This is a genomic window from Paenibacillus hunanensis (assembly GCF_014645615.1).
In the GTDB taxonomy this organism is placed as follows: domain Bacteria; phylum Bacillota; class Bacilli; order Paenibacillales; family Paenibacillaceae; genus Saccharibacillus; species Saccharibacillus hunanensis.
The window spans coordinates 310,346-333,788 of record NZ_BMMB01000004.1; the positions used below are offsets into that span (position 1 = coordinate 310,346).

The following is a 23,443-nucleotide window of genomic DNA, read 5'->3' on the forward strand; positions in this document are numbered from 1 at the left end:
ATGAAGATCGGAACAATCAGCAGTAGCGAGTCGGAAAAGTGCATCGTATGTGGTCGTCAAACGGCTGATCGCAAAGTGTATCACCAGTCCGGCATACAAGTAGTCATACCAGCCTGCCACATCGCTCGTGACTGCTTCGACAAAGCGGATGTTAAGCGTATGTTGGCGGATATTAGGTATTTAAAAAATGAAGCTGAATACCAACGTATCCGTGCTGAAGCAGCAGAGCAAGAACGGGATAAGCTGCTGGCTATCGTGCAAGGAGTCTACGGAGCGGCACTCAATGACGTAAACAGATGGGAAGGCGGTATGACAGTAGGTACACCAGTATTTCAAGATCGAGTGTTCGTAAAACATCTGGTGAGAGACTTACAACCGTTCATCTTCGCAGAAGGGAGCAAACCAGATGGGGAATGACATCCATCGACTCAAGTTGGTACAGCCGTATTTTGATGAGGTAGTCTCCGGAGCTAAGACCTTTGAAGTCCGGGTAAACGATCGGGATTACAAAGTCGGGGACGTTTTGGATCTGTTGGAATACGATCCAGAAACTACGTGGCTGACAGATCGCTCCATACGAGTACGTGTAACCTATATCCTTGATAATCCGCGGTATGTACTGCCCGGCATGGTGATTATGGCAATCGAACTTGAAGGTGGTGCTACAGATGCGCCAGAGTGAGTACCCTGCAATGCGCCAACAGTTCTTTCGCCGCTCTTTAGATGGAGCCGCTATGGTCGCTGAAGGTGTGCTATTCGCTCAATACAAAGGACACAACGTCTTTCTGGATGATAGAGGTAATCTCACACATGCACGTAGCGGATATCGTCTAAAGATCGATCCAGCAAAAGGCGCAGTACATGTAGAGCAATATGTAGCTGACAACATGGATAAAATCATTGCACGTATGAAGCGCATGCCTAGATTAAACTGGCGCAGACCATGGCCTACACCAAAGTTAGGAGGTAGTAATACATGATTACACGTAAACAACAAGCAGAGGCTGCGGCAGCCTTCAACGAGTCTCAAATGGCTAGGATGCGTGAACGCACACTTGGAAAGCAAGAGACTGTTACAGCTCGTACAGAGTGGGTATGGACACAGGAAGCACAGCGTCGTAATCCAAGCAGGCAAAAAGCTGGGGAACCTGTATGGCCGCAATGGCGTACCGTGATCCCGAAATTTAACGTTGATCAGGGATTAGTAGTTGATAAGTCGGAATTCGGAGATACTAAAGAAGGCCAAGCGGATCTATTCGAGTATTTGTAAAAGAAAGGGAGAAGGCGATGGAGCAAATGCAGTGGCTACCCGAAGCGAACCCAGATGAATACCTTGCAGCTCGATCGCTGCTACGGCGGTATAAATATATGAAAAAAGCTGTTACGGGCCTACAGCAAATGGGAACATTAACATTAAAACAGCAATGCAAACTCCGGGAGTACGCAGACAAGGTAGCCAACATGGAACTGGCCGTATCGCTGATCCTAGACCCAGAGGTTCGCGATATTACAGATCACGTATTTTTACAGGGGAACAATAGACAAACAGCCATCTATAAGCTAAGATGGCACACAGAGCGCACAGTAGACCGGAGAATAAGGCGTGGTGTTATATCGGTTGCTAACACACTCAAGGACTGGGGGATCATATGAGCTTACCAGAGATTATTATAGTCTCGTCCGTCTGGATCGCTGGTATCATCTTAATCATTGGAGCGTTCATACTATTTAAGTAATTGGTGTCTGTATATTGTCTGTAAGAGGACGGCACAGCGTCTGTATAATGGGGCTACACTATCACTATAGGAACTGATGTTCCGGGTGAAGGTGTAGCCCCTTACCACTACACTACTCAGACACGATGAATGACCGAGCTTCCGGCAGATGATATGTACAAATGTCATGGCGGACTCATAGCGTAACTGGTCTAAGCGCGGCGCTATTATGAGGCCAATGACGCGGCGTTGTGTGCGTGGGGAAGTGAGGTAAGATCACTCACATGTATACCAATTAACCCGCCAAGCTGGGCGGTATAAAAATGCAGTAGATATGATGAGAAGGCGTGTCGCTTCGGCGGTGCGCCTTTTTTTTGTGTGCCTGCATCAAGATACGATGCAGGCTTACATACCATAGAAAGGAGGGATATATCATGGCAATTGCATATCTGGATAAAGAACATGTATTGCATGTAATTGATGACAAAAATGCTGCGGCGCGTGAAGCGTCAGGCAAACTGGCAGAAACGGATATTGATCATCTGGGCGGCTATCCAGTAGTGGACGGCAAAGATGTGATCTATTACGCAGATACCAATAAAGCGTATGTCGACGGTAATAAATCAGACGGCAAAGAAATTTCGATACCGGACGCGATCCGTGCACTGCTGGATCAGCTCAAGTAATTACAAATAACACTTTTCGACTGACCGGTACGCCGGTCTTTTATGATGATGGTAGCCAAATTGGTAAGGCGGCCCTAAACGGGTGCTTGTTGGTTCGAGTCCAACCCATTGTCAACTGCGCGCAACAACAATATTTACGCAACATTAGAGTAAGCTACAGCAGTTATGCAGACGTGTGTGCTGCTGTGCATCTATATCTGTCTGTATAGCTCAGCTCGGTAGAGCAATTGCGACGGCATGGCGCGCTGGTTCGAATCCAGCTACAGGCATTTTAAACAAACTGAGAGGATGAAGAATAGGAACAATGACTTAAACTCGGTATTCCACTATATGGGTATATTGCATTATGATGGGTGAGTAGTTAAATACTTATCTGGAGGGATCCAAATGAATTTGAAGTCGAAGGTAATAACAGCGCAAAAACCAGAAGAATTAGAACAGAAATTAAATCAATTTCTCATCAATTTTCCGTCAGTAACAAGTAGAACTAATATTAATCAACACAAGATGCATGATGTTAAGTATCTATTCGTTGATGGCGTGTATACAGCAATAGTTATTTATGATTAAGTTTAGTAATTATAATTAAGTCGCTCCTAGTGGGCGGCTTTTTTATTTTAGATCGAGAGGAGAACTATTATGGAATTTGGCGAAGCAATCAAGGCATTGAAAGAAGGTGAGAAAGTAGCTCGTGAAGGCTGGAATGGTAAAGGAATGTGGATTGTGCTTATGCCAGCATTGCAATTACCACCGCATTCTACACAAGAGCCGAGTGCAAAGGTAAACGATCGCACAGCCAAACATATCGGTGTAGATACTCCTCTGGATTCGCAGCCATATATCGCTATGTGGACGGCGACGCAGCAATGGCAACCTGGTTGGTTAGCGTCACAAGCAGACATGCTGGCAGATGATTGGGTGACCGTATAATAAATCTAATTTGATTAGGGGGCGAGAGGAATGCCAAGCGCGAATATCGCAGGTCACATGTATAACATTAACGAATCCGGTATCGTAATCACTAAACAGGAAAGTGTATGTAAATTTATCTCGTGGCGCCGGATTGACTGTGTAGATTATACAGAAGAAGCGGTCTTATTCGCTAAATTGCTTCGTAATCATATAAAGAAATAATTGTTTAAGTAAATAGATTTAACGAGATATACATCATTGACTAGGGCGTATGTGCGCGCCAAACAGATTATAGTAACTCTTACATCGGTGACGGTGGGCGGTACGTTTAAAGTCAGTTGGGTGAAACTGAACTACCGATTTCTGGTATCCGAATTGATTATGAAACAGGATCAGTTGCAGACATTAATGAAATATGGGGGTTTGATTTACCTAGATCGACTCATTTTACGGCGAAAGTAACGGTTGTATCTGGTGGTAATGTATCCGTAAGAGAGGGATAGTAGTCGTGCTGAACGCAAATATTGTAGATCACATCGGTAGCAAAGTAACCGTTTGGACAAAAGACGGTAATGCTGCTGAGAATCGGCAGCTCCATACGGTAGATGAATTCGGTCTCGTGATTTCCAATCAAGATGGCAAACGTACATTTATTCCGTGGTGCCAGATCAAGTATGTCGATTATGTAGATGAAGAAAATGCACAATTCACTCTTGATGCAGCGGAAGCCGTTGCTCACGCTGAATCGCTTCGTGATTTTACAAAGAAAGAATTGTTCGAAGAACTAAAATGCAGAACGCATAGATTTAATGAGATCGTTGAAGTCGGAAAGGATTTTAATTTTTCAGTACGTTACCGAAGCAAAGATGGTCATCTCGAAGGCGGTAAGGACAATCTTTCTGGTCCGGCGACGATATTCATTCACAAACACTAGTTTTTAAAAAGATTAAGACCCCGGGGGTGGTGATCATGTAGTGGGTAGACAGAGAGACCCGAAGCGGAACGAAGCTTTTGAAATTTATCAATCCAGTAATGGTGAAATCAATTTAGTTGATATAGCATCTCGACTTGGAGTATCTGCCGGCACAGTGCGCGGATGGAAGGCGAAGGACAACTGGGAGGACAGATTGAATAGTTCTCCTGCTTTGAATTCAAAGAAACGTAATGCCAAAGCGAATATGGAACGTTCCAAAAATACGGAGCGCTCCAAAAAGAAACAGAGCGTTCCTGAAAGGCGGAAGCCGCCGCCTATATCAGAACCTGAGTATGAGCCACCTGATATGCCGGATGAAAGTGGTCTAACAACGAAGCAACGTATGTTTATTTTAGAATATTTACGGGATTTTAATGCGACACGCGCAGCAATCGCTGCAGGGTACAGTAAAAAAACTGCCCATGTAACGGGCTGGGACAACTTAAGGAATCCTAAAATCAAGCAGGAAATCGATAAAGTGAAAGATGACTTGGTGGATAGTTTAGGATTAAGTGTGCAGCGTATCATCATGGAATACATGAAAATCGCATTTGCTGATATATCTGACTATGTAACATTCGGTCAAAAAGAAGTTCCTGTAATGGGGATGTTCGGTCCAGTTCAGGATGAAGATGGCAATCCAATGATGCAAGACGTCAACTATGTCGAGTTCAAAGAATCAGACGAAATCGACGGAACTGTCGTCTCTCAGGTGAAGATGGGTAAGGACGGGGCGAGTATTAAGCTCTACGATAAGCTGGCTGCTCTTAAGCAGCTTGAAAAGTATACAACTTTCCTGACCGAAACTCAGAAAATTCAACTGGAGAAAGCACGACTAGAAGTTGCTAAGCTGCGCGGTGACGATCTCACTGATGAGGATAGCGACGATGGCTTCATGGAAGCATTGGGCGGTATAGCCGCCGAGGTATGGCCGGATGAGGATTAAGCGACCAAAGTTCAACTGGCGACCCTTCAGCCATAAACAAAAGCAAATACTCACCTGGTGGAATGAGAATTCTGCCGTAAAAGACAAAGAGGGAATTATCGCAGACGGCGCAATCCGTAGCGGTAAGACTGTATCGATGTCTTTTTCTTATGTCATGTGGGCAATGGAGACGTTCAGAGGACAAAACTTCGGGATGGCTGGTAAAACGATCGGTAGCTTCCGCCGTAACGTGTTGTTCTGGCTCAAACTCATGCTGGTTAGCCGTGGATACAAAGTTAAGGATGCGCGCGCCGACAATATGGTCACTGTTACTAAAAAAGGCGTAGAGAACTATTTCTACATCTTCGGCGGTAAAGATGAGCGATCGCAGGACTTAATTCAGGGTATCACGCTGGCGGGAATGTTCTTTGATGAGGTTGCACTTATGCCTGCTTCATTCGTTAACCAGGCGACTGGTCGCTGCTCAGTGGACGGATCGAAGTTTTGGTTCAACTGCAACCCAGACGGACCGTATCATTGGTTCAAAACGGAATGGATCGATAAGGTCAAAGAAAAGCAACTGCTGCATCTTCATTTCACCATGGATGACAATTTGTCATTGTCGGAACGCATCAAAGAACGTTACCGCTCGATGTATAGTGGTGTGTTCTATAAGCGTTACATCCTGGGTTTGTGGGCGATGGCAGAAGGCGTTATATACGACATGTTTGACGAGGTTCAAAATGTCATCCAGACCGGTATGTTGCCGACCTCTTTCCCAAAATATTATGTAGGGGTCGACTACGGCCATACCAACGCAACGGTATTCCTACTATTTGGGCAACTCGACAATAAGCTGTACCTAATCAAGGAATACTATCACAGCGGTGCCGATGCATCTGGTGAAGCCCGCGCACCGAGTGATTATGCTCGTGATTTTGTCGAGTTTATTGCTGGATTTGATGTGAAAAAGATATTTATTGACCCATCTGCAAAAGGATTCATCACGGAATTGAAAAAAATGGGCGTCCGCCGGATCGAAGAAGCGGACAACGCTGTATTGCCGGGTATTGAATCTGTGGCGGTTGCCCTGAAAGAACAGCAACTCTTTGTATCTGCGCTCTGTACTGAGACGATCAAAGAGTTTTTTAGCTATATATGGGATGTAAAAGCATCGCAGCGCGGTGATGATAAGCCCATCAAACAGAATGACCACGCAATGGATGCGCTTCGTTACGTCATTTATAACCTGCTGGGCAAACCACGTCGTTCCAAATTCATTGTGTGAGGGGGTGAACATTTTTGGAGGAAACACAGGTACAACCAGCCAAGAAAGCCAAATCCGCCGTTATATTGCCTACTGCTGGTAATGGCATTGGTGGTACACGGTCCAAACCGACACTGCTGTCATTTGCCACATTGAGGAATATGTCCAAAGTACCTGCGATAGCGGCAATCATCAATACAAGACTCAATCAGGTTGCTCGGTTTGCTCGTAGACCGCGATTTGAGGGAGATATGGGGTTCCGTATTGGATTCAAGAACCCACAGCAGAAGATGAGCAAGGCGGCTCAGCAACGAGCATTCCAATTAGAGGAGTTGTTCTTGCGAACAGGCAACTGGGACAATCCGCAACGCACAGATAACTTTGATCAGTTCTTACGTAGGATCGTCCGTGATAGCTTGACTTTGGATGCGATGGCATGGGAAAACGTATTGACTCGTCGTGGGGATATTACGGATCTGTTTGCTGTGGATGCTGCTACTATCGAGCTTTTACCGATTGCTCCTGCTTCAGAGGCTTTCACGCCGCCAGATTACCAGGCAATGACCAGTTATAACGAACCTGATCCAATCGCCTTTATCCAGCGAGTAGAGGGACGTGTAGCAGCTGAATACAGTCGTAAGGAACTGGCGTACAGTATTCGCAATCCGCGTACTGATATCGAGTTCGCTGATTTTGGCATGAGTGAGCTGGAAAATCTGGTTGAGATTGTGACCGGTATTATCAACGGTGTGCGGTACAACACTTCCTATTTCTCGTACAACAGCCTGCCGCAAGGTGTGTTGGAGTTTGTCGGTAAGTATGAAGAAGAAGACTTCGAAGCATTTGAACGTCACTGGAAGGCATTGACGAGCGGTGCGCAGGGGAAATGGGCAGTACCGCTCATGGGCATGGAAGAAGGTAACGGCTTCAAGTTTACACCGTTCAAGTCCAGTAACCAGGATATGCAGTTCAATGAGTTTCTGGAGTTCCTATTCAATATCAGTTGCGCGGTATATCAGATCGATCCGAACGAAGTTGGCTTCAAGTCATGGACTAGTAGTTCCGGTATGTCGCAGTCGGATAATACGAAAGTGAAAATCGACAGTAGTATGGATAAAGGCTTTATGCCGCTAATGCACTTTTTATCTAATTCCTTCAATCAAAATATTCTGGATATTATCGCGCCGGAGTTCGCCTTCTACTGGACAGGGTTGGATGACGAGGAAGAGGAACGTAAGGCGCAGCGGCTGAAGGATGATATCGAAATGGGGATTGTTACCGTTGCTGAAGTGCGGCAACAGCGTGGCTTGCCTGTACCAGAAGATGCGGCATGGATGCGTGCGCCAGCCAACCCAGTGCTGATACAAGCCTATATGGCTTCTGTACAGCCGAATAACAGTGACAATGAGGACCCGGAAGAAGATGATCCGCAGGATATAGGAAAGGAGGAAGCCGAAGATGACGAGGAAACGGAAACGATTGAGAAATCGCTGGAAATCGTTGTTTCTTGGGCTGATTACTGATGCCAAAAGTCAACATTCAGCTACCGCCCGAACTCCGTTCCTTTTCCGATGACGATAAGCTGCAGGTGATTGAAGAAATCCGTAAGGCGCTGAATGTATCGAAGCCAAAGCCTGATGTACACGACGGACGCAGTATGTGGGAACCCTCAGATGATTCACTCATCGCTCAGCTTGAAGATGGCTTTTACATGGAGTTGGACGAAGCTGCACGGCAAGTCAATGCCGAAACGGTTGCGCTACTAGACCTGCCAGACGACCAGCTGCAGAAATCGGGCAAGATAGATCGCTTCAAAGCGTTAGTTAAAAAGTTTCGTGATAGATTTTCTGCTCTCAAGAATAAATTCAAGCGCAAAAGTGCGGCGGATATACTCCAAAAAGTAGATGATTTGTGGCGACAGCGGCTGGGCACACTAAGCCGTCTAGCAGAAAAGTATATTGTGCGTTCTACTCTGGCGGCTAGGCTTCGTATTGAAGCGGAAGATCATGATATAGAGCTACCGGATGATATCGTCGACAAGCTGCCGGTGACGATCAAGGCTGCGCAGAAAGATCCGTTCCCATTTACTTTATGGGATAAGCAGGAACAGATTGAACTCGTTACTTTATCACCGGCAGAACTATCTGCTATGGAGTATGCGGTACTGAGTGCAGCTGAAAAGATCAATCAAATATCGGATAGTCATCGGGCAGGTGTTAAAAATCTGGTGATCCAATCTATAAAGGAGCGCTGGGGAGCAGATAAACTCTCTCAAGCGCTTTTTGACGCGTACAGCACACAGAACCGCGACTGGCGTCGGGTGGCTATCACTGAGCTGGCTATGGCTACTAATGACGCTTATATCGCAGGTCTGCAAGAAGGCGATGAGGTCAAAGTACCGATCGTTCCAGGAGCCTGCAAGCACTGTCAGCGTCTGCTGGAAGGAAAGACATTCACTGTATCAGCCACACCGCATGAAGATGGCAATAAGTATGTTTGGGCAGGGAAAAGTAATATCGGGCGAACGGTAGCAAATTGGTGGGCTTGCAGTCCTCTACATCCGCATTGTCGGCATAGATGGATTAGATCATTCCATAAAGGAGGTGAGAAGAAAAATGATTAAAGGCGATTCATTCCGATTATTCGTTCCGCTTGAAAAGTCTATTGATATGGACGGAGCTGGCGACTACATCGTCGAAGGCGTCATGTCGTCGGATGATACAGACGAGCAAAACGATAGTATCACTCCTGCGGGAATGGACACTTCTTACTTCCTGGATAAGGGCTGGATCAAATGGGAGCATGGAAATACCCCGGATCAGTTCATTGGCGAGCCGCTGGACGTCCGGATCGGGGAGTTTCAACATCCAGTCACGCAAAAATCTATCAATGGTGTCTACCTTAAGGGCAAACTGTATGCCAATCGCAATTTAACCATGCAGGCAGTTGTTGCAATGGAAGATTTGCAAAAGTCTCAAAGTAGTCGTCGTGTCGGTTGGAGTATTGAAGGCGGCGTTGTAGAGCGCTGCAAACAAACCGGAAAAATTCTTAAATCTGTTTTGCGTAACGTAGTGTTGACTATGAACCCAGTCAATACTGTGACATACGCGGAACTGGTAAAATCATTTAATCAAGGAGATGAAACGTATATGACAACTAACAATCAAGATCCACAAGGGCAAGAGAGTAACGACATCACGGTCGCATTGGCTGGCTTGTCTAAGTCAATGACGCAAATTATCAAACAAAATGGCGAAACACAAGAGCTGGTGAAATCTCTTACGGCAGAAAATTCGACTCTGAAGACAGAGGTCGAGGAGCTGCGTAAGTCGCTGGATCAGCCGCAGGGTCGCAAAAGCTATACGAGTCAACGCGACCCTAAAAGCTTCACGCGTCCACAAGACGGCGACCAAAAAACACACAAAGAAATCTTGGAAGTTCTGGAAAAGTCGTTTGAAGAAGGTGAGCTGGGAGCTAACGAAGTCATTCGTTTTGAATCCGGTACTCCGCTGAGCAAACTGTCCTTGCCAGCGTCTGTAAAAGAAAAACTCGGGGTATAAGAAGGAGGATAACTAGATGGGCAATCTGCAAAACATGACAGACGGCTTTAACGGAATGACGCAGCTAGAGCTTGAAGAGCTGCAAAAGGCAATGGGTACCGGTACACCTGGTGCCGCTTATGGTGAGGGTATCTATGGTGATATGTCAGCCATCCGTCCACAATCGCTGGAAACTACCCTCCGCGTAGTAACTGCAAAAGAAGAGCATTTGGCTCTGTGGCGCCGGATCGGTAAGAAAGACGCGAATAGCACAGTCGAAGAGTTCAACGTACTGGACAGCTACGGTAACGACGGAGATCCGTTTATCGTAGAGGGTGGACGTCCACAAGAACGCAACAGTAACTATGAACGTCAGGCTTCGTTGGTCAAATTTATGGGCGTTACTCGTGGCGTGACTATGCCTATGCAATTTGCACAAACTGTAGGTGTAGGCGATGCAATGGCAGCTGAGACGAGAAACGGAACCATGTGGTTGCTGCAGCAAATCGAAAAAAGTCTGTTCTTCGGTGACAGTTCTAAAAATCCGCTTGCATTCGATGGCGTGCTGGCGCAAGTAAGAAAATTCGTTAAGGGTAAGTCGTTCGAACGCGAGCATATCATTGATATGCGCGGTCAACCGCTGACGGAATCTATTCTGGAAGATGCAGCTACTATTATTTCTGATAACTATGGCGGTGCAACGCTGGAATTGTACCTGACTAATCAGGTGCACAAAGACTTTTCCAAGCTGTTCACTGGACCAACGGGTCGCCAGCGCGTAATTGAAATTGGTAGTAACGTGCGTATGGGTCAACCTGTGCGTGGCTATGCAGCCAATTCAGCCAATATTGATTTCATTCCTGATCGATTCCTCAAGCCAGAAGGGCCGCCGAAACAAATTTCTCAGCAGGGGGCACCGGCAGTACCAGCATCGGCTACTATCGAAGCTGTAGCTGATACGGGCTCTCGTCTGGATGCAGGCACTTACTTCTATTTTGTATCAGCTAAAGGCACAAAAGGCGAATCCGCTACTGTAGCAACGGGTTCTGTCGCAACAACCGCTAAACAGAAAGTGAATATCACAATTCCGCGCGTAGTGAATGGCGATCCCTCTCTGTCTGCTACAACATACAAGATTTACCGCGGTGTAAGCAGTGATGTAGCGGCAGCTCAGTTCCTTGCGGAAGTACCGGATGCAGGTAGCGGTACAACTCAGGTACTTGTAGACAACGGTGACGATCTACCAGGCTGCGAGTATGCATTCTTGATTGATAACGATCCAGACGATGTACTGGCATTCAAAAAGCTGGCCGATCTGATGCGTGTACCACTTGGTCTGACGGATACAACCAGCAGATTCATGATCTTGCTGTTTGGTATGGCTCAGGTATATAATCCACGCCGTATTGTAGTGTTCAAAAACGTCGGCAAGTTGGGCACAAACAGCAACCGTGAACTATTTGATCCATCCTACGGAGCAGGATCGTTCGGTACATTTAAACCAGTAGCAGAATAAGAGAGATCGTTAACTCATAACGGTCTCTTTTTTATTGCCTGAAAGGAGATAATAAGACCATGAAGATCAAAAAAACGAGCGGGGAATACCCGCTCACTATTACTACTTCTGCAGGATCAGTCGAATTCGATGAAAAAGGAATTGCAGAAGTGGATGAAGAAGCTGCCGAACTGCTGTTGAGTATTCCTGGATACGAAGCGGTAAAGGATAACACGAAGAAACCAGAAACGCCTAAAGCGACAGATGATGACAGCAAGCCCAAATCTGATTCTGTCGACGCAAAGAAGGTAGATGCAGACTCTGATCAAAAGAAAGAGGCAGCGACTGCATCCAAACCAGCGGATGCTACTACTAAAAAAACAGCTGAATCTAAGTAATGGATATTATTCCTTACTATCTGACGGAAATAGACGAATCGACTGGTGAGCTGGTTATCACATCTCCGGTTGGTTTACCTACTCCGGCAGAGATACGGAGCCGCTGGACATATGGTTTAAGTCTGGCAAATGCTGCTGGAGTAACGATGGATGACCGGGACATACTCGGCTTCCTGATGACAGCAGTTAAAGAGGTAGAACGCAGGTTAGGCATTTTGCTGAAGCCTACAATTATTGCGTGTAACCCCGATGACCGCGGCCTGATTCAGGGAGTTGATTATGAACTGGAAGAGCAGCCATATGATTACGATGTACAGCGGTGGCAGTCATATGGCTTCCTCCAACTGCGCCAGCGATATGCCAGTCAGGTGACTATGTTCAAGCTAGTGAGCTATGCAGGACAGCTTACAGTCGACTTTATGCGGTACCCTGAGTGGATCAAACTTAACAAGAAGGCATCGCATCTACAAATTGTTAATCGTGGCGGAAACGGCATGACGGCAGGTGTTGGTTATGGAATGGGTTATAGCGCAACACCGTTCGCTGCCGGACTGCTATCACGTACGCCGCAAGTATTCCATATTGATTATGTAGCAGGTTTGTCACCGGGGCAGCTCACAGAAGATATTCGATCTGTAGTTGCCAAGATGGCGGCAGTGGACGTGCTTGGTGTGGCTGGAGACTCTACGTTAGCTGGTATGGCAGGATACTCATTGTCCATCGATGGAATCAGCGAAAGCTTCCAGTCGACTGCTAGTGCTATGTACGGTACGTACTCGGCACACATCAACCAAATGCAAACGGAGATTGCCGCTTTCTTCGATCCGAAAATCGGTGGAGCGCGCACCAAAATGCGTGGCTTCACGATGGGAGGCATCTAATGGGATTCGGTAATGGTATTAAGGCGCATGCAAATCGGTTTGAAGATGTATTGGCAAAACACGGACGCGATGTGCTTTGGCAGGAATCTAATCGTTGTTCCTGCTTTAATGTAGACAGCGGGCAGCCACGATATGATTGTAAGGCGTGCGGTGGCACTGGATTTGTATACGAGCTACCTATAGCTGGACGTCCGGCTATTCAGAATGTAATGACCAATAAGGAATACCTGGCCTATACGGGGATGTTTGAAGTGGGAGACATTTTGATGACGGTACCAGCGAACACGATGGAGCGTAAATCAGATGGCACGTTCAATCCTGCGATCCGCGAGCCGGTAAAAATGTATAATATCGGTTTTGGCGATATCGTCACTTTGATTGACGATGAGGTCAAAACGTCTGAGGTGTTGATCCGCGGCGAACCGTTGAACAATCGTCCAGCGGACACACTGCTCAATCCTAAAGTAACTCGGGTGTTATCGATCCGCATGCATGATCCGCTTACAGGGGCAACAACCTTGTATGATGCAGACGATTATACAGCTACTGGAGCGACCATTGAATGGTTCGATGGTGCAGGACCACCAGAAGGTGAACAATACACAGTGACATATATGCATCGCTCGGTATACACCGTATATGCTGTATTGCCGCGGCCAAGGCATCAAGACGGGCAGGAACTACCGCGTACCGTGGTGCTGCGGTATTATCCGGGAGGTGTACTGCATGAGTCGATTATCTGTCGAAATTCAGCTACCTGAGTTTGATTCTGTACTGGAGCGGCTGGGCAAAGGCAACAAGTTACCTTATACGGAAGCCGCTGTACGAGAAGCCGCACATCTGCTGCAATCTACTTGGGTAGAATATGCATCCGGCGTAAATGTGAGTTACAGCGGCGGTACGTTCCGCGTAGGCATCCAGACTGGTGATTATGTACGCAGTATCCAAAACGGTTTGCGGTTTCCTGACTCGATGACTGGTGAGGTGTTCAGTACATCTTCACATGGCGAGTCCATCGAAAGTGGACAAGATTCCAGAGACCTGAAACCTAAGCTACTGGCATCACCGAAAGCCAAGACAGGAAAAAACGGTAAAAAGTATATTACAGTTCCTTTTCGGCATGGAGCGCCCGGGGCAGCCAACAACGCAATGCCTGGTCATATCTATGATCAAGCACGCAGGCTAACGTTCAGCCGTGTCTCTTCCAATTTACCGACTCGTACCTATGATCGGGGAGGGCGGATCAAAGAGGACAATACAGGACAGCGTAGTCAGGCTGGTGCGCATCCAGGTGCGGGGAATAGCTGGAAAGCTGGACCATATCAAGGTATGGTACGGATGAATAAGCAAGGGCAAACGCAGTATATGACGTTCCGCCGCTTGTCTGAAAACTCTCCAGCAGCAGCTTGGCGTCGCCCGCCGACAAAACCGAAGCCGATCCGCAATGCCGTGATTGAGAATACCCGTGATCAGATCGAAGAAATGATTTCTCAGGGATTCCAGCAAGACATGGCAGCGACAGGGTTAGGAGGCAATTGATAAATGGATTTCAAAAGCATAGATATGAAAGAGCAACTACTGCAATTTTTGAAGCAGTCTTTTCGTGCTGCGCAAATCAAGATGACAGTGCTCAAGTCAGATCCGCAGACCTCCGGTGAGTTGCCCTGTATTGGCATTAATCGGGTATCAGACAGCGAAATCAATCATACTTTGGGTGAATATGCTGGCGATACGTTCGATGAGGATGAAATGGAATATAGCGAGCTGTATGGTGCTGTATTCCAAGAATCCATGGAAGTACGGATCTGGCATAATAACGCCGATGAACGGGAGCGTATCTACCGCTTGCTTAAAGCGCTCATTATTCAGTTCCGGAAGAGCGCGGTACAGTTGGGTGTCCGCAGCTTTAGCATGGAAGCTGGTAAGGATGAGAGTGATTTTAGCGGGAATGTTGTACCGTTCCCGGTGTATTGGGCAAGCATTGTCATTACTTATATTAATCCTTTTGATGTAGAAATCGTGCAACACGCAAATGCGATTACAAGCGTTACAGTGGATGGAGGTGTACAGATTGGCACAGATACAGAAGAACGAAGCGGCGACGAAGGATCAGGAGACAGCTCAGCCACCGGTGAGTGAAAATTCCAAGAATCCAACTACCGGTCCGGTTAAGATCACGCTGGATGAGTATCAGAAACAGCATGACGTCCACATTGGACTGATTGCCAGCTATCGATACGAAGCGCTTGAACATCCAGAGCTATTGCAAGACAAGACAGATGCGGAGTGGACTTCCGCGCTGCAGGAACAGTCTAAAAAACATTATTAATAAGGAGGTGCCATATGGCCATTAATATCTCTTTTGGCGGTACCACGATTAAACGCCCTGGTGCCTATTCGCAGGTGGACTCGTCCAATATGATTCCGGTCACATTGGGCGCTCTGAAAACACTCGCAGTCATTGGACGTGCAGGTACAGGCGGTACACTGACGGCAGGGCAAGTTGCTTATTTCAACAATCCTAAAGACGCTACCGCAGCGATCGGTACTGGAGATACGCTGGATGTCATGAATGTTGCTTGGCGGCATGGAGCAGACTTGATTGCTGTTTCTATTGTTGCGGCAGCAGATGCTACTGCTGGTCCGACGGATGCCGAGTGGCAGACGGCAATTGACCTACTCCAGCCGGAGGATGTTGCTGGTATTATTCCAGTTACTACAAAAGCTGCGATCTGGGCAAAAATCGATACGCATATTTCGTTTATGTCTAATACAAAAAACCGTAAGCGTCGCCGAGCGTTTTACGGACACGCTGTAGGAGCAACGGTTAGTGAGATCACTGCTATGGCAGCAACATTGCCTACCGAGCGTGGGATGCTGGTCACGCCTTGCCCGCTTGTGGCAGACAGCGATGGTAATAAGGTTGCTAAGCCAGGCTACTACATGGCAGCAGCTGTAGCAGGGCTGTGGGCAGGGCAGGATTCGCAGGAGCCAGTTACGTACAAGCTGGTCAAATTCGACGGCTTGCAAAAGGTGTATATCGGTCTTGAAATTGAAACGCTGTTAGAAGCCCATGTTAGTCCGATCGAACAAGTGAAAAATGTCGGATTCCGTATTGTGCAGGGCGTTACACTTTCGCCGAGTGCCGACCTTACTAAAGCCGAACTTTCAGTTTCAACACTGAAGGATGATATGAGTGCCGATTTGGAAAACTATTTCGAATCGACTTATGTAGGTAAGGCAGCCGTAGCGGGGATTGCGACTACGATTTACAACGATCTGGTATCCCGCCTGCAGGCATTCCGAAAGCAGAACTGGATTACAGAGTATGATCCCGATTCGGTACGTGTTACACAAAATGGTACCGTCTTTTCGTTAGAGTGGCTGGGTAAACCGACGCTACCGATCAACAATTTCCTAATGACCAACCATTTTACATTGTAATTGATCAAATAAAGGAGGGAAAAGCATGGCTACTGTAAAAGATCAACCGGCACACGCGGGGCATACGATCCGCCTCAAGATTGGCGGTCAAGAAGTCGGGCGTGCTCAAAGCATCAACGGTCGGCGGTCGTTTGGTACAGAAAACCAATACGAAATTGGCTCGATTATGCCGCAGGAATCCGTTCCGTTGCGTGCAGAGGGCAGTGTATCGCTCGAAAAATACCGCATTCGTGGTAAATCATTAGCGGAACTCGGTCTTTCAAGCTACGGTATTGGTATTCTGACGATGAACGTAATCGATATTGAAGTCACTGACAAATATACCGGTGATATCGTTATCGTGTATCGCGGTTGCACGCTGCAAGAGTCTTCTGAGACTTTCCAAGCGAATGCCATGTCGGGCGAGAATGCCACTTGGCTTTACCTGTCTGCCGACTACGGCAAACCAGAATCTGCATAACATCCAGCCCTCTGCGTGAGGGCTATTTATTTTAAGGAGGACATATATGTCTCAATATACGGATAAAGACAGAGAAGATGCATTGGCGGCTGTGAAAGCTGCTGAACAAGCTCGTGCCGGGACGGACTTGAAGGAAGGCGAAGCACTGGATTACGAGTCGCAGGAAGGCAATCACTATACTGGCGTAATCGTATTTAAAAAACCTTCTATGGCCGACATTATGAAGATGGGCGCAATTAAGTCGGAAATCCTACGAGAGTCCGGGGTGAGAGATACCCGATTTGTAGATAACGAGATCTTGTTCATGGCTCATGTAATCTCCGCTCTGGAAGTAGTCATGTACAAGCGTCCAGAATGCCTGCTGCATCTGCGTGAAATTACAGAGGCTGATTTGTTATTCCACGTATACGGCTTGTACGAGGTATGGGAGTCTTCTTTTCGTAAAGACTTTCGAAACGCATCTGCAAACGATCGTGCAACTGCCGCTGGAGAGAAAGCTGTGGATACTCCGTAAGTACGTATATGGCGGGCTGCCGCCGACTGATCCACGTATTCTGGCAATGACACCGGAACAGGTTGAATTGGAATTTGCGCATATGGCCTTTGATAAAAAAGCGAACAGCCCCACTGCGGAAGAGTACAACGATGATGAATTCGAACAATGGAATCGAGAAATTGATGAAATCGATAGCAAATTGTCATATGACTATAAGCCGCGGCAAGCACCGCAGCCTGATCCGAATGATTGGGAAGACGTCGAACCATAGAAAGGAGGGACAGGAGTGGCAAAAGAGAATACAGTTCGCGTATCTGCCAAAGCTGAATTTGGTTCGCTTCAGCGCGGCTTAAAGCAGCTTCAGCAGGATTTGAAAGGCGTGACTGGTGTCGTTAATAAAGGAGCCAATAAAGGTGGTTTCTTCGACGAAAACCAATTAAAGGCACTCGATATCTATAAGCAACGTTTTACCGATACCATGCAGGAGCTGGACAGCCAGTTTCGCAAGCAAAACGATGCTGTAGAGCAGCTTTATGAAAAGATGAACTCGGCTCAGAAGTCGGAACGTGGTGAGATTGAAAAAACGATCCGTGAGCGTGAGAAGAAGTTGGACATTATTCGTAAGGAATTGATCGAAACCGAACGACTATACAATGCACGTTCGAGAGAATCGTCTAATTTCAATTTGAGAAGTGGTTCCGGCTCAGGTTCCGGCGGCAGCGGATCAAACGGTCTGAATGCAGATGGCATAAATGATCAAGTAAACAACGGGATTATTGGCAAATTCTTTAAAGGTACCGCAGGGCGCGTATTAACTGCTGGCAAAATGGGACTTGGACTGGCTGGTGTTGGCGGGATCGGTGCGATCATTTCACAAGCCTACGGGTTAGCTTATAGCCGTCAGGTTGATTCGCTTGATCTGGCGCAGCGCATGCGTGGACAGAAAGGCTGGACGGGACTTGCGCGAGATATGTGGGATCGATCTGGTGATGTCGGGCGTAGCGATCGCATGGGGTATAGCTCGGCAGAGTCGTGGGGATTTTTGGACCAGTACACTCGAACTGCTGGTAATATCAATACCGATCAACAAAAAGGATTACTCAAGTTTGGACGTGCATATGGCCTGACAACATCTGAGGTTGCCGGTACTACAGCCGCTAACCGAGCAACAGGCGGTACATCGTCGCCTAAAGCATTCGCAGATGCTATCGCAGGCAGTGTAGCTGAATCAGGAATGACACCGCGCATCTTAGAGGTTATGGAAACCAATAATGCGTTGTTACAAACTATGAACACTACATTGAAGGACGGTAGCTCTAAGCAAATCCTTGCTTACCAGACAACGCTGGATCGTATTGGTACAAATAAGGGTATGACACAGCTGACCGGCGCATCCGGTGGTAACCTGATCAGTGGACTTGGCGGAATCTTCTCACCAGAGAACGATAGCTGGAAGTGGATGGGTATCCGTGCTCTACAGGGATACAAGCCGAGTAAATACGGCAAAATGGATCTATTCGATTTAGAACAATCCTATGAAGACGGATTGATGAACGAAGACAATATTCCTGCTATGGCAAAGTACATCAAGGGTATTAGCGGCGGTAATCAGAAATTAACGAAGCGGATCATGCAACGATGGTTAACGGACGGTGGGTTCGCGGCAACGAAACGGGAAGCATCCGATTTTTACGATGCAACCGATGGTTTAACCGCATTTAGTGCCGATCAGATCGAATCGATGAAAAACGGCTCTATTGATTCTGGTGCTAAGTACGATGCCGAACGTATGGGTGAAAAAGGCCAGGGCTTCTTGGATATCGATGCACAATACAAACAGAGCCTGACGGGACTGGGAGACCAGTTTGTAGGCATCGTGAATGAATTAAAGCAAGGCGCAGGCAGCTTTGTTGGAACGCTCGTTGAGGGCTTTAATGCTGTCAGTGATACCGTGAAAGATTTAGAGACAGGCTTAGGCCAATTTGTTGCTGAAACCTTACAGAGACTCGGTGTAAGCCAAGGTACAAGTAATAGCGTCGGCGAGACGGTAAGCAATATCACTGGCTATATTGCAGAAAACCCAGAAGATGTTGCAACTGCAGCAGCAGGTGGGTGGGCTGGATGGAAAATCTTCAACAAGGTAAAGGGTTGGCTTAATCCTGCTTCTAAAACAGTTGCTGGTGCAGCAGCAGCTGGCGAAGCGGCTGCAGGTGGGGCAGCGGGGGCAAGTATAGCCAGTAAAATCCTTCCGCCTGTTGCTTTTTTAGGAACTGCAAAGGTATCTGATGCTGCCGGTGGCAGTGTGATTGATTGGCTACTGGGTCATGAATCTGGACAAATGAAAACACCTGCACTGTTTGGGAATCCTTTTAAAAATGAGTATTACCAGGATGACCGACAGGGAGCTATCTCTAAAGGCTGGAATTGGCTATGGGGATTAGATAATCATGCGGGTGATTCTGATATCGGTGTGATGCCTAACGAGATAAAAGACAATGTAGAAGACATGTCACTGTCTGGAAAGAACAATTTTAAGAGTATGGACCGTTCAATCGGCGACATGGTGGACAATGCATCTACAAAGTATGGAGTTATGGAGAAAAGTACAAAGGATCTGTCTGAAAAAGGTACTTGGGTGTTTCGTCAAATGTTGTATACGGTGCAAAACCGTATGTCAGACATTTATTCCGAACATCAGGGTATTAAGCAGATGATCGCAAGCCTGCTAGGCGGTGGGGGCAATTCGCTAACTGGTGTAAGTTCGGCATTATCCGGTGGGTATAGTACATCTTCTAAAATTACTGATATGAGCGGTGTTACTGCCGCGCAACTGGATACCAAGCTGGGCGGCGCTCTTAAAGGTAAAGGAGCACAATTCGTAAAAGCAGGTATGGATTACGGTATCGATCCTGCGGCACTTGCAGCTATTGCTATGCATGAGACAGGTAACGGCACGTCTGCCGCTGCGCGTAATCGTAATAATGTCGGCGGCATGATGGGCTCTAATGGATTGATGAACTTCGATAGTATTGAAGATGGAATAATAGCCATGGCGCGTAATTTGAAAAAGAATTACGTTGATCAAGGGATAGATACCATTGCAGCAGTCCAACGAAAATATGCTCCTGTAGGCGCTAAGAACGATCCTGACAACCTTAATAACAATTGGTCAAAAGGTGTCGCTGATATAGCAAATAGCTTGATTGGCGGAAACACGAATAGCTCGGGTAGTGGCTTTTTTAACGGGTGGCAATCTCGCATTACCAGTAAATTTGGTGCACGAGAAGGTTTTAGGAAAAAAGATCACGGTGGACTAGATATAAATGGTGAACAAGGTGATAAGCTAGGCGCTCTCACTGGCGGTACAGTCTCGTTTATTAAGATGGACGATGGCAGTGCGCTGGATGAGGATGGCAAAGCCAACACTCGCGGCGGCGGTACCGAAGTTGGTGTAAAAATGGCAGATGGCAATACTTATTTCTATAGCCATTTATCTAATGTTAATTCCGGTCTCAAGGTTGGACAGAACATCAAAACTGGTGATTGGATCGGTAATGTTGGCGGCGATCCCGGTGTGCCTGGTAGTGGTAGTAGTACCACCGGGAGCCACTTACATTTGGGTTACATGAATGGCGCTGGTAAGCTAATGGACCCCGAGCAGTTATTAAGATCGCTCGGTACCGGCGGAGCAGGCGATAGTGATATTGGATATATGGGCGGTTCAACCGTCAAACATCAATCCGAGATCACCGTAAACCTAAATGTAAATGGCGAGGGTGCAAAAGCGCTGAATAGCGCCACGCAAAGCCAGCTTGAAAAACTGGTACGTAAAATTATGGCGGATGCAGAACGGCAACGTCTGCGTATGTCTCCAACAAAGGTGGGATACAATTGATCAATCGTTATAATTGGGCACCTGTTGGAGGTGTAGAGGGCAAACGGTACGTGCCAGTAGTGCGAGTGAGTTTTCATACCGAAAAGGCATGCTACCAGCTCAAGGGTAAAGCAGAAGATATCAATAATCCAACAAACCAAGTGTTGTCGATCTCTACGCAGAAGACGCTGGATGCGCCTGCTGGTACGTTTAGTATGACGCTTGCCGGTGATACCTGGTTCCGATCACAATTAATCAAGTCAAACGATTTGGTTGTTATACAGATGGGCTACCAGACCATAAAAGGCGAGGAAACCTCAACTGTTATGGTGGGACTGATTGACCGGGTGCGCAGAACACGGGATGTAGATGGCGGCATGGCTACCTCTGTCACTGGTCGTGATTTTGGCAAAGTCCTAATCAAATCCAATCTTAAGTTTTATCCGCAAATCGGCGGCAATTCCGCCAAGTCGGACAAATTCTTTTTGACAAACGAAGGGTGGATTACTCTCATGAGTTATTTCACTAACGAGAATGTCATGAAGGGTACACCGGCTGCTGTGCTAGATAATATCATGCGCTTCATACTGCCCAAGCTGAATACAGTGCAATGGACAGTGTGGGATGAGAAGAAAGCCAGTCCAGTCGCCAAAAAGATCGATGTTACTAATGTGCTGCGGTACAATTTTGCGCGGGTTGATATGTTCTTGCCAATGATTCTGACCGCTGATCAGTATGAAGGATCGCTGTGGAATCTGATGGAGCGCGCATGTGTACAGCCATTCACAGAACTCTTTGTGGATGTACGCAATCCAGACGAGGCATGGAATAAGGGTAGTAAGCCGCGCGTGGTTAACGAAACGATCGAGCAGGCTTCTGATGCTGCAAAAGCAAAATTTCCAAAAGGCAAAGGATACTATCCATACCCACGCTTTCCTTTCGGCAAAGACAATGCTGTCGTATCGATTTTCTTACGTAATACGCCATTCGATAAAGGTGCATGGGATAAATTGCTAGCTCACGAGGTGATTGCTGCTGATGTAATTGAGGAAGACCTATCCTATTCGGATGACGAGCACTACAACCTGTTCTGGGCTGGTACGACGATCAATCCGTTGGGATTTGATCTCAAAAACGTTGTACCGCCGCTGATTAATGAAGCGAATGTCAGCCGGTATGGACTGTCTCCGTTGGAAATACAGGTAGAGGGTCTTTCTATTGATCAGGATGATCAAACAAGCACTACGCTGCTGGAAGGCATGAGCACACAGTATACCAAGAAGCTGAAAGCATGGTTTGAAAATAACCACTTATTCATGAATGGATCAATGACTGTTCGCGGCAAGGGGGATTACCGGATTGGACAGCGGCTGCAAGTGTCTGGCATCATGAAAGAATTCTATATCGAAGCAGTGAGTCAGACATTCAATCTGTATGAGGGATGGACGACGACACTACAACTAACTCGTGGTAAGGATTATAAAAAGGCTGCTGCACCTTCTGCTAACAAATCAGCGACTGCAACCGCGACTGCTGGGAAGTCAACTTCTAAGAAAACAGAAGCTGAGATCAAAGCGGAATACCACAAAGTGAAAAAAGGTGAATCGTTATGGAGTATTGCAGCAGCCGCATACGGTAAAGGCGATAGTTGGACAAAAATATGGAATGCCAATAAGGATATGCTGATCAAAAAGGACCAGCGCAATGTATCAAGTCCAGGACAGTATATTTATGAAGGGCAGGTGCTCAAAATACCATGAAGAATCAGAGTTCGCTCGGCGGAAGGACGGTCAATCGTCAGCCTGAGTTTGGCGCAAACCGCCTTGCTAAAGTGACCAGCACCAAAGATTACACAAAATTCGGACGCATTGAAGTCATTTTCTTAGACTATAGCCAGCCGGTACCGGTCTGGGTCATCAATGATATTGACCGTGAGCCAGTAGAGGGTGATACGGTGCTGATCGGGTATATGGATAATCGCAAAGATGCGCCTTATATGATCGGATTCCAGCGTAACAGCAGCTACAGTAGTAATTTTGTTACAGTGGAGCGCGATAAGATCCGGGTTCAACTGCCAGTATTTGATATTGGAGTAAAAGGCGGTCTTGCTCATCAGGATACACAAGGCAATCTACTCGATGAAAGCAAACTGTCGACGCGGGCATACGTGGAGCTGTCAGCCAATCAAGCAGTTGTTTATTATCCTGCAGACAAAGACGGAGCAGCTTCATCCATTACTATGACAGCTGTGGACACTACAATTAAACACGCTACAGGATACATCAAGATAACTGATATCGGATTCGAATTCTTCCATCCTACCGGCTCTGCATTGTTCAAGTTGCCAGAAGGCGATATTAAAGTAGAAAAAGGGTGAT

At 46.9% G+C, this 23,443-nt stretch carries 27 protein-coding genes and 2 tRNA genes; all 29 read left to right on the forward strand.

Features of this window, described 5'->3' with window-relative positions:
* Window positions 1-417 carry a hypothetical protein gene (locus IEX62_RS10075; RefSeq protein WP_188775332.1) on the forward strand — a complete coding sequence of 139 codons (417 nt, stop codon included), beginning with the start codon at window positions 1-3 and terminating at the stop codon, window positions 415-417.
* Window positions 407-682, forward strand: coding sequence for a DUF3850 domain-containing protein (locus IEX62_RS10080; protein ID WP_188775334.1), 276 nt, complete (start codon window positions 407-409; stop codon window positions 680-682). Before IEX62_RS10075 ends, IEX62_RS10080 begins: the two co-directional genes overlap by 11 nt.
* Window positions 669-980 carry a hypothetical protein gene (locus IEX62_RS10085; protein WP_188775336.1) on the forward strand — a complete coding sequence of 104 codons (312 nt, stop codon included), beginning with the start codon at window positions 669-671 and terminating at the stop codon, window positions 978-980. Before IEX62_RS10080 ends, IEX62_RS10085 begins: the two co-directional genes overlap by 14 nt.
* Window positions 977-1,270 carry a hypothetical protein gene (locus IEX62_RS10090; protein WP_188775338.1) on the forward strand — a complete coding sequence of 98 codons (294 nt, stop codon included), beginning with the start codon at window positions 977-979 and terminating at the stop codon, window positions 1,268-1,270. Before IEX62_RS10085 ends, IEX62_RS10090 begins: the two co-directional genes overlap by 4 nt.
* A gap of 17 nt (window positions 1,271-1,287) precedes the next feature.
* The gene (locus tag IEX62_RS10095) at window positions 1,288-1,653 is read left to right on the forward strand and encodes a hypothetical protein (protein ID WP_188775339.1); all 366 of its coding nucleotides are present in this window, start codon (window positions 1,288-1,290) and stop codon (window positions 1,651-1,653) included.
* A 496-nt stretch (window positions 1,654-2,149) separates the two neighbouring features.
* Window positions 2,150-2,401 carry a hypothetical protein gene (locus IEX62_RS10100; RefSeq protein ID WP_188775341.1) on the forward strand — a complete coding sequence of 84 codons (252 nt, stop codon included), beginning with the start codon at window positions 2,150-2,152 and terminating at the stop codon, window positions 2,399-2,401.
* Between the two features lie 45 nt (window positions 2,402-2,446).
* A tRNA-OTHER gene (locus IEX62_RS10105) sits at window positions 2,447-2,514 on the forward strand.
* An 86-nt stretch (window positions 2,515-2,600) separates the two neighbouring features.
* Window positions 2,601-2,670, forward strand: a tRNA-Val gene (locus tag IEX62_RS10110).
* A 370-nt stretch (window positions 2,671-3,040) separates the two neighbouring features.
* A complete protein-coding gene (locus IEX62_RS10115) occupies window positions 3,041-3,331 on the forward strand; it encodes a DUF2829 domain-containing protein (protein ID WP_188775343.1) in 291 nt (96 codons plus the stop codon).
* 490 nt (window positions 3,332-3,821) lie between these two features.
* Window positions 3,822-4,247 (forward strand): hypothetical protein, encoded by a 426-nt coding sequence (locus tag IEX62_RS10120; RefSeq protein WP_188775344.1) that lies wholly within the window; start codon window positions 3,822-3,824, stop codon window positions 4,245-4,247.
* A 40-nt stretch (window positions 4,248-4,287) separates the two neighbouring features.
* Complete coding sequence (locus IEX62_RS10125) at window positions 4,288-5,232, forward strand: terminase small subunit (protein ID WP_188775346.1); 945 nt, start codon at window positions 4,288-4,290, stop codon at window positions 5,230-5,232.
* The gene (locus tag IEX62_RS10130; protein ID WP_188775348.1) at window positions 5,222-6,499 is read left to right on the forward strand and encodes a PBSX family phage terminase large subunit; all 1,278 of its coding nucleotides are present in this window, start codon (window positions 5,222-5,224) and stop codon (window positions 6,497-6,499) included. Before IEX62_RS10125 ends, IEX62_RS10130 begins: the two co-directional genes overlap by 11 nt.
* 14 nt (window positions 6,500-6,513) lie before the next feature.
* A complete protein-coding gene (locus tag IEX62_RS10135) occupies window positions 6,514-8,001 on the forward strand; it encodes a phage portal protein (protein ID WP_188775350.1) in 1,488 nt (495 codons plus the stop codon).
* Entirely contained in the window at window positions 8,001-9,101 is a 1,101-nt protein-coding gene (locus IEX62_RS10140; RefSeq protein ID WP_188775351.1) for a hypothetical protein, read from the forward strand. The genes IEX62_RS10135 and IEX62_RS10140 overlap by 1 nt, the downstream gene beginning before the upstream one ends.
* A complete protein-coding gene (locus IEX62_RS10145) occupies window positions 9,094-10,038 on the forward strand; it encodes a hypothetical protein (RefSeq protein WP_188775352.1) in 945 nt (314 codons plus the stop codon). Before IEX62_RS10140 ends, IEX62_RS10145 begins: the two co-directional genes overlap by 8 nt.
* 16 nt (window positions 10,039-10,054) lie before the next feature.
* Complete coding sequence (locus tag IEX62_RS10150) at window positions 10,055-11,533, forward strand: SU10 major capsid protein (protein WP_188775353.1); 1,479 nt, start codon at window positions 10,055-10,057, stop codon at window positions 11,531-11,533.
* 59 nt (window positions 11,534-11,592) lie between these two features.
* Window positions 11,593-11,910: a DUF7349 domain-containing protein gene (locus IEX62_RS10155; RefSeq protein ID WP_188775354.1), complete on the forward strand. Its 318-nt coding sequence runs from the start codon at window positions 11,593-11,595 to the stop codon at window positions 11,908-11,910.
* Window positions 11,910-12,791: a hypothetical protein gene (locus IEX62_RS10160; protein WP_188775355.1), complete on the forward strand. Its 882-nt coding sequence runs from the start codon at window positions 11,910-11,912 to the stop codon at window positions 12,789-12,791. The genes IEX62_RS10155 and IEX62_RS10160 overlap by 1 nt, the downstream gene beginning before the upstream one ends.
* Window positions 12,791-13,552: a hypothetical protein gene (locus IEX62_RS10165; protein WP_188775356.1), complete on the forward strand. Its 762-nt coding sequence runs from the start codon at window positions 12,791-12,793 to the stop codon at window positions 13,550-13,552. The genes IEX62_RS10160 and IEX62_RS10165 overlap by 1 nt, the downstream gene beginning before the upstream one ends.
* Window positions 13,518-14,330 carry a hypothetical protein gene (locus IEX62_RS10170; RefSeq protein WP_188775357.1) on the forward strand — a complete coding sequence of 271 codons (813 nt, stop codon included), beginning with the start codon at window positions 13,518-13,520 and terminating at the stop codon, window positions 14,328-14,330. Before IEX62_RS10165 ends, IEX62_RS10170 begins: the two co-directional genes overlap by 35 nt.
* A gap of 3 nt (window positions 14,331-14,333) precedes the next feature.
* On the forward strand, window positions 14,334-14,930 hold the full coding sequence (locus IEX62_RS10175; RefSeq protein ID WP_188775359.1) for a hypothetical protein: 597 nt from the start codon (window positions 14,334-14,336) through the stop codon (window positions 14,928-14,930).
* Window positions 14,923-15,120, forward strand: a complete 198-nt coding sequence (locus tag IEX62_RS10180; RefSeq protein ID WP_188775361.1) for a hypothetical protein — start codon at window positions 14,923-14,925, stop codon at window positions 15,118-15,120. Before IEX62_RS10175 ends, IEX62_RS10180 begins: the two co-directional genes overlap by 8 nt.
* A 14-nt stretch (window positions 15,121-15,134) precedes the next feature.
* Window positions 15,135-16,235, forward strand: coding sequence for a phage tail sheath subtilisin-like domain-containing protein (locus tag IEX62_RS10185; protein ID WP_188775362.1), 1,101 nt, complete (start codon window positions 15,135-15,137; stop codon window positions 16,233-16,235).
* A 25-nt stretch (window positions 16,236-16,260) separates the two neighbouring features.
* Window positions 16,261-16,695, forward strand: coding sequence for a hypothetical protein (locus IEX62_RS10190; protein ID WP_188775364.1), 435 nt, complete (start codon window positions 16,261-16,263; stop codon window positions 16,693-16,695).
* Window positions 16,696-16,741: 46 nt separating this feature from the next.
* Window positions 16,742-17,209, forward strand: coding sequence for a hypothetical protein (locus IEX62_RS10195; RefSeq protein ID WP_188775366.1), 468 nt, complete (start codon window positions 16,742-16,744; stop codon window positions 17,207-17,209).
* A gap of 46 nt (window positions 17,210-17,255) precedes the next feature.
* On the forward strand, window positions 17,256-17,462 hold the full coding sequence (locus IEX62_RS10200; RefSeq protein WP_188775368.1) for a hypothetical protein: 207 nt from the start codon (window positions 17,256-17,258) through the stop codon (window positions 17,460-17,462).
* A 15-nt stretch (window positions 17,463-17,477) separates the two neighbouring features.
* On the forward strand, window positions 17,478-21,086 hold the full coding sequence (locus IEX62_RS10205) for a peptidoglycan DD-metalloendopeptidase family protein (protein ID WP_188775370.1): 3,609 nt from the start codon (window positions 17,478-17,480) through the stop codon (window positions 21,084-21,086).
* Complete coding sequence (locus IEX62_RS10210) at window positions 21,083-22,825, forward strand: LysM peptidoglycan-binding domain-containing protein (RefSeq protein ID WP_188775371.1); 1,743 nt, start codon at window positions 21,083-21,085, stop codon at window positions 22,823-22,825. Before IEX62_RS10205 ends, IEX62_RS10210 begins: the two co-directional genes overlap by 4 nt.
* On the forward strand, window positions 22,822-23,442 hold the full coding sequence (locus IEX62_RS10215) for a hypothetical protein (protein WP_188775373.1): 621 nt from the start codon (window positions 22,822-22,824) through the stop codon (window positions 23,440-23,442). The genes IEX62_RS10210 and IEX62_RS10215 overlap by 4 nt, the downstream gene beginning before the upstream one ends.
* Window position 23,443: the final 1 nt, after the last annotated feature.

What these genes read in the sequence shown, in the direction of transcription:
- IEX62_RS10075 (WP_188775332.1), top strand. Translation starts at nt 1, where the DNA reads ATGAAGATCGGAACAATCAGCAGTAGCGAGTCGGAAAAGTGCATCGTA.
- IEX62_RS10080 (WP_188775334.1), top strand. Translation starts at nt 407, where the DNA reads ATGGGGAATGACATCCATCGACTCAAGTTGGTACAGCCGTATTTTGAT.
- IEX62_RS10085 (WP_188775336.1), top strand. Translation starts at nt 669, where the DNA reads ATGCGCCAGAGTGAGTACCCTGCAATGCGCCAACAGTTCTTTCGCCGC.
- IEX62_RS10090 (WP_188775338.1), top strand. Translation starts at nt 977, where the DNA reads ATGATTACACGTAAACAACAAGCAGAGGCTGCGGCAGCCTTCAACGAG.
- IEX62_RS10095 (WP_188775339.1), top strand. Translation starts at nt 1,288, where the DNA reads ATGGAGCAAATGCAGTGGCTACCCGAAGCGAACCCAGATGAATACCTT.
- IEX62_RS10100 (WP_188775341.1), top strand. Translation starts at nt 2,150, where the DNA reads ATGGCAATTGCATATCTGGATAAAGAACATGTATTGCATGTAATTGAT.
- IEX62_RS10115 (WP_188775343.1), top strand. Translation starts at nt 3,041, where the DNA reads ATGGAATTTGGCGAAGCAATCAAGGCATTGAAAGAAGGTGAGAAAGTA.
- IEX62_RS10130 (WP_188775348.1), top strand. Translation starts at nt 5,222, where the DNA reads ATGAGGATTAAGCGACCAAAGTTCAACTGGCGACCCTTCAGCCATAAA.
- IEX62_RS10140 (WP_188775351.1), top strand. Translation starts at nt 8,001, where the DNA reads ATGCCAAAAGTCAACATTCAGCTACCGCCCGAACTCCGTTCCTTTTCC.
- IEX62_RS10145 (WP_188775352.1), top strand. Translation starts at nt 9,094, where the DNA reads ATGATTAAAGGCGATTCATTCCGATTATTCGTTCCGCTTGAAAAGTCT.
- IEX62_RS10150 (WP_188775353.1), top strand. Translation starts at nt 10,055, where the DNA reads ATGGGCAATCTGCAAAACATGACAGACGGCTTTAACGGAATGACGCAG.
- IEX62_RS10155 (WP_188775354.1), top strand. Translation starts at nt 11,593, where the DNA reads ATGAAGATCAAAAAAACGAGCGGGGAATACCCGCTCACTATTACTACT.
- IEX62_RS10160 (WP_188775355.1), top strand. Translation starts at nt 11,910, where the DNA reads ATGGATATTATTCCTTACTATCTGACGGAAATAGACGAATCGACTGGT.
- IEX62_RS10165 (WP_188775356.1), top strand. Translation starts at nt 12,791, where the DNA reads ATGGGATTCGGTAATGGTATTAAGGCGCATGCAAATCGGTTTGAAGAT.
- IEX62_RS10170 (WP_188775357.1), top strand. Translation starts at nt 13,518, where the DNA reads ATGAGTCGATTATCTGTCGAAATTCAGCTACCTGAGTTTGATTCTGTA.
- IEX62_RS10175 (WP_188775359.1), top strand. Translation starts at nt 14,334, where the DNA reads ATGGATTTCAAAAGCATAGATATGAAAGAGCAACTACTGCAATTTTTG.
- IEX62_RS10185 (WP_188775362.1), top strand. Translation starts at nt 15,135, where the DNA reads ATGGCCATTAATATCTCTTTTGGCGGTACCACGATTAAACGCCCTGGT.
- IEX62_RS10190 (WP_188775364.1), top strand. Translation starts at nt 16,261, where the DNA reads ATGGCTACTGTAAAAGATCAACCGGCACACGCGGGGCATACGATCCGC.
- IEX62_RS10195 (WP_188775366.1), top strand. Translation starts at nt 16,742, where the DNA reads ATGTCTCAATATACGGATAAAGACAGAGAAGATGCATTGGCGGCTGTG.
- IEX62_RS10200 (WP_188775368.1), top strand. Translation starts at nt 17,256, where the DNA reads ATGACACCGGAACAGGTTGAATTGGAATTTGCGCATATGGCCTTTGAT.
- IEX62_RS10215 (WP_188775373.1), top strand. Translation starts at nt 22,822, where the DNA reads ATGAAGAATCAGAGTTCGCTCGGCGGAAGGACGGTCAATCGTCAGCCT.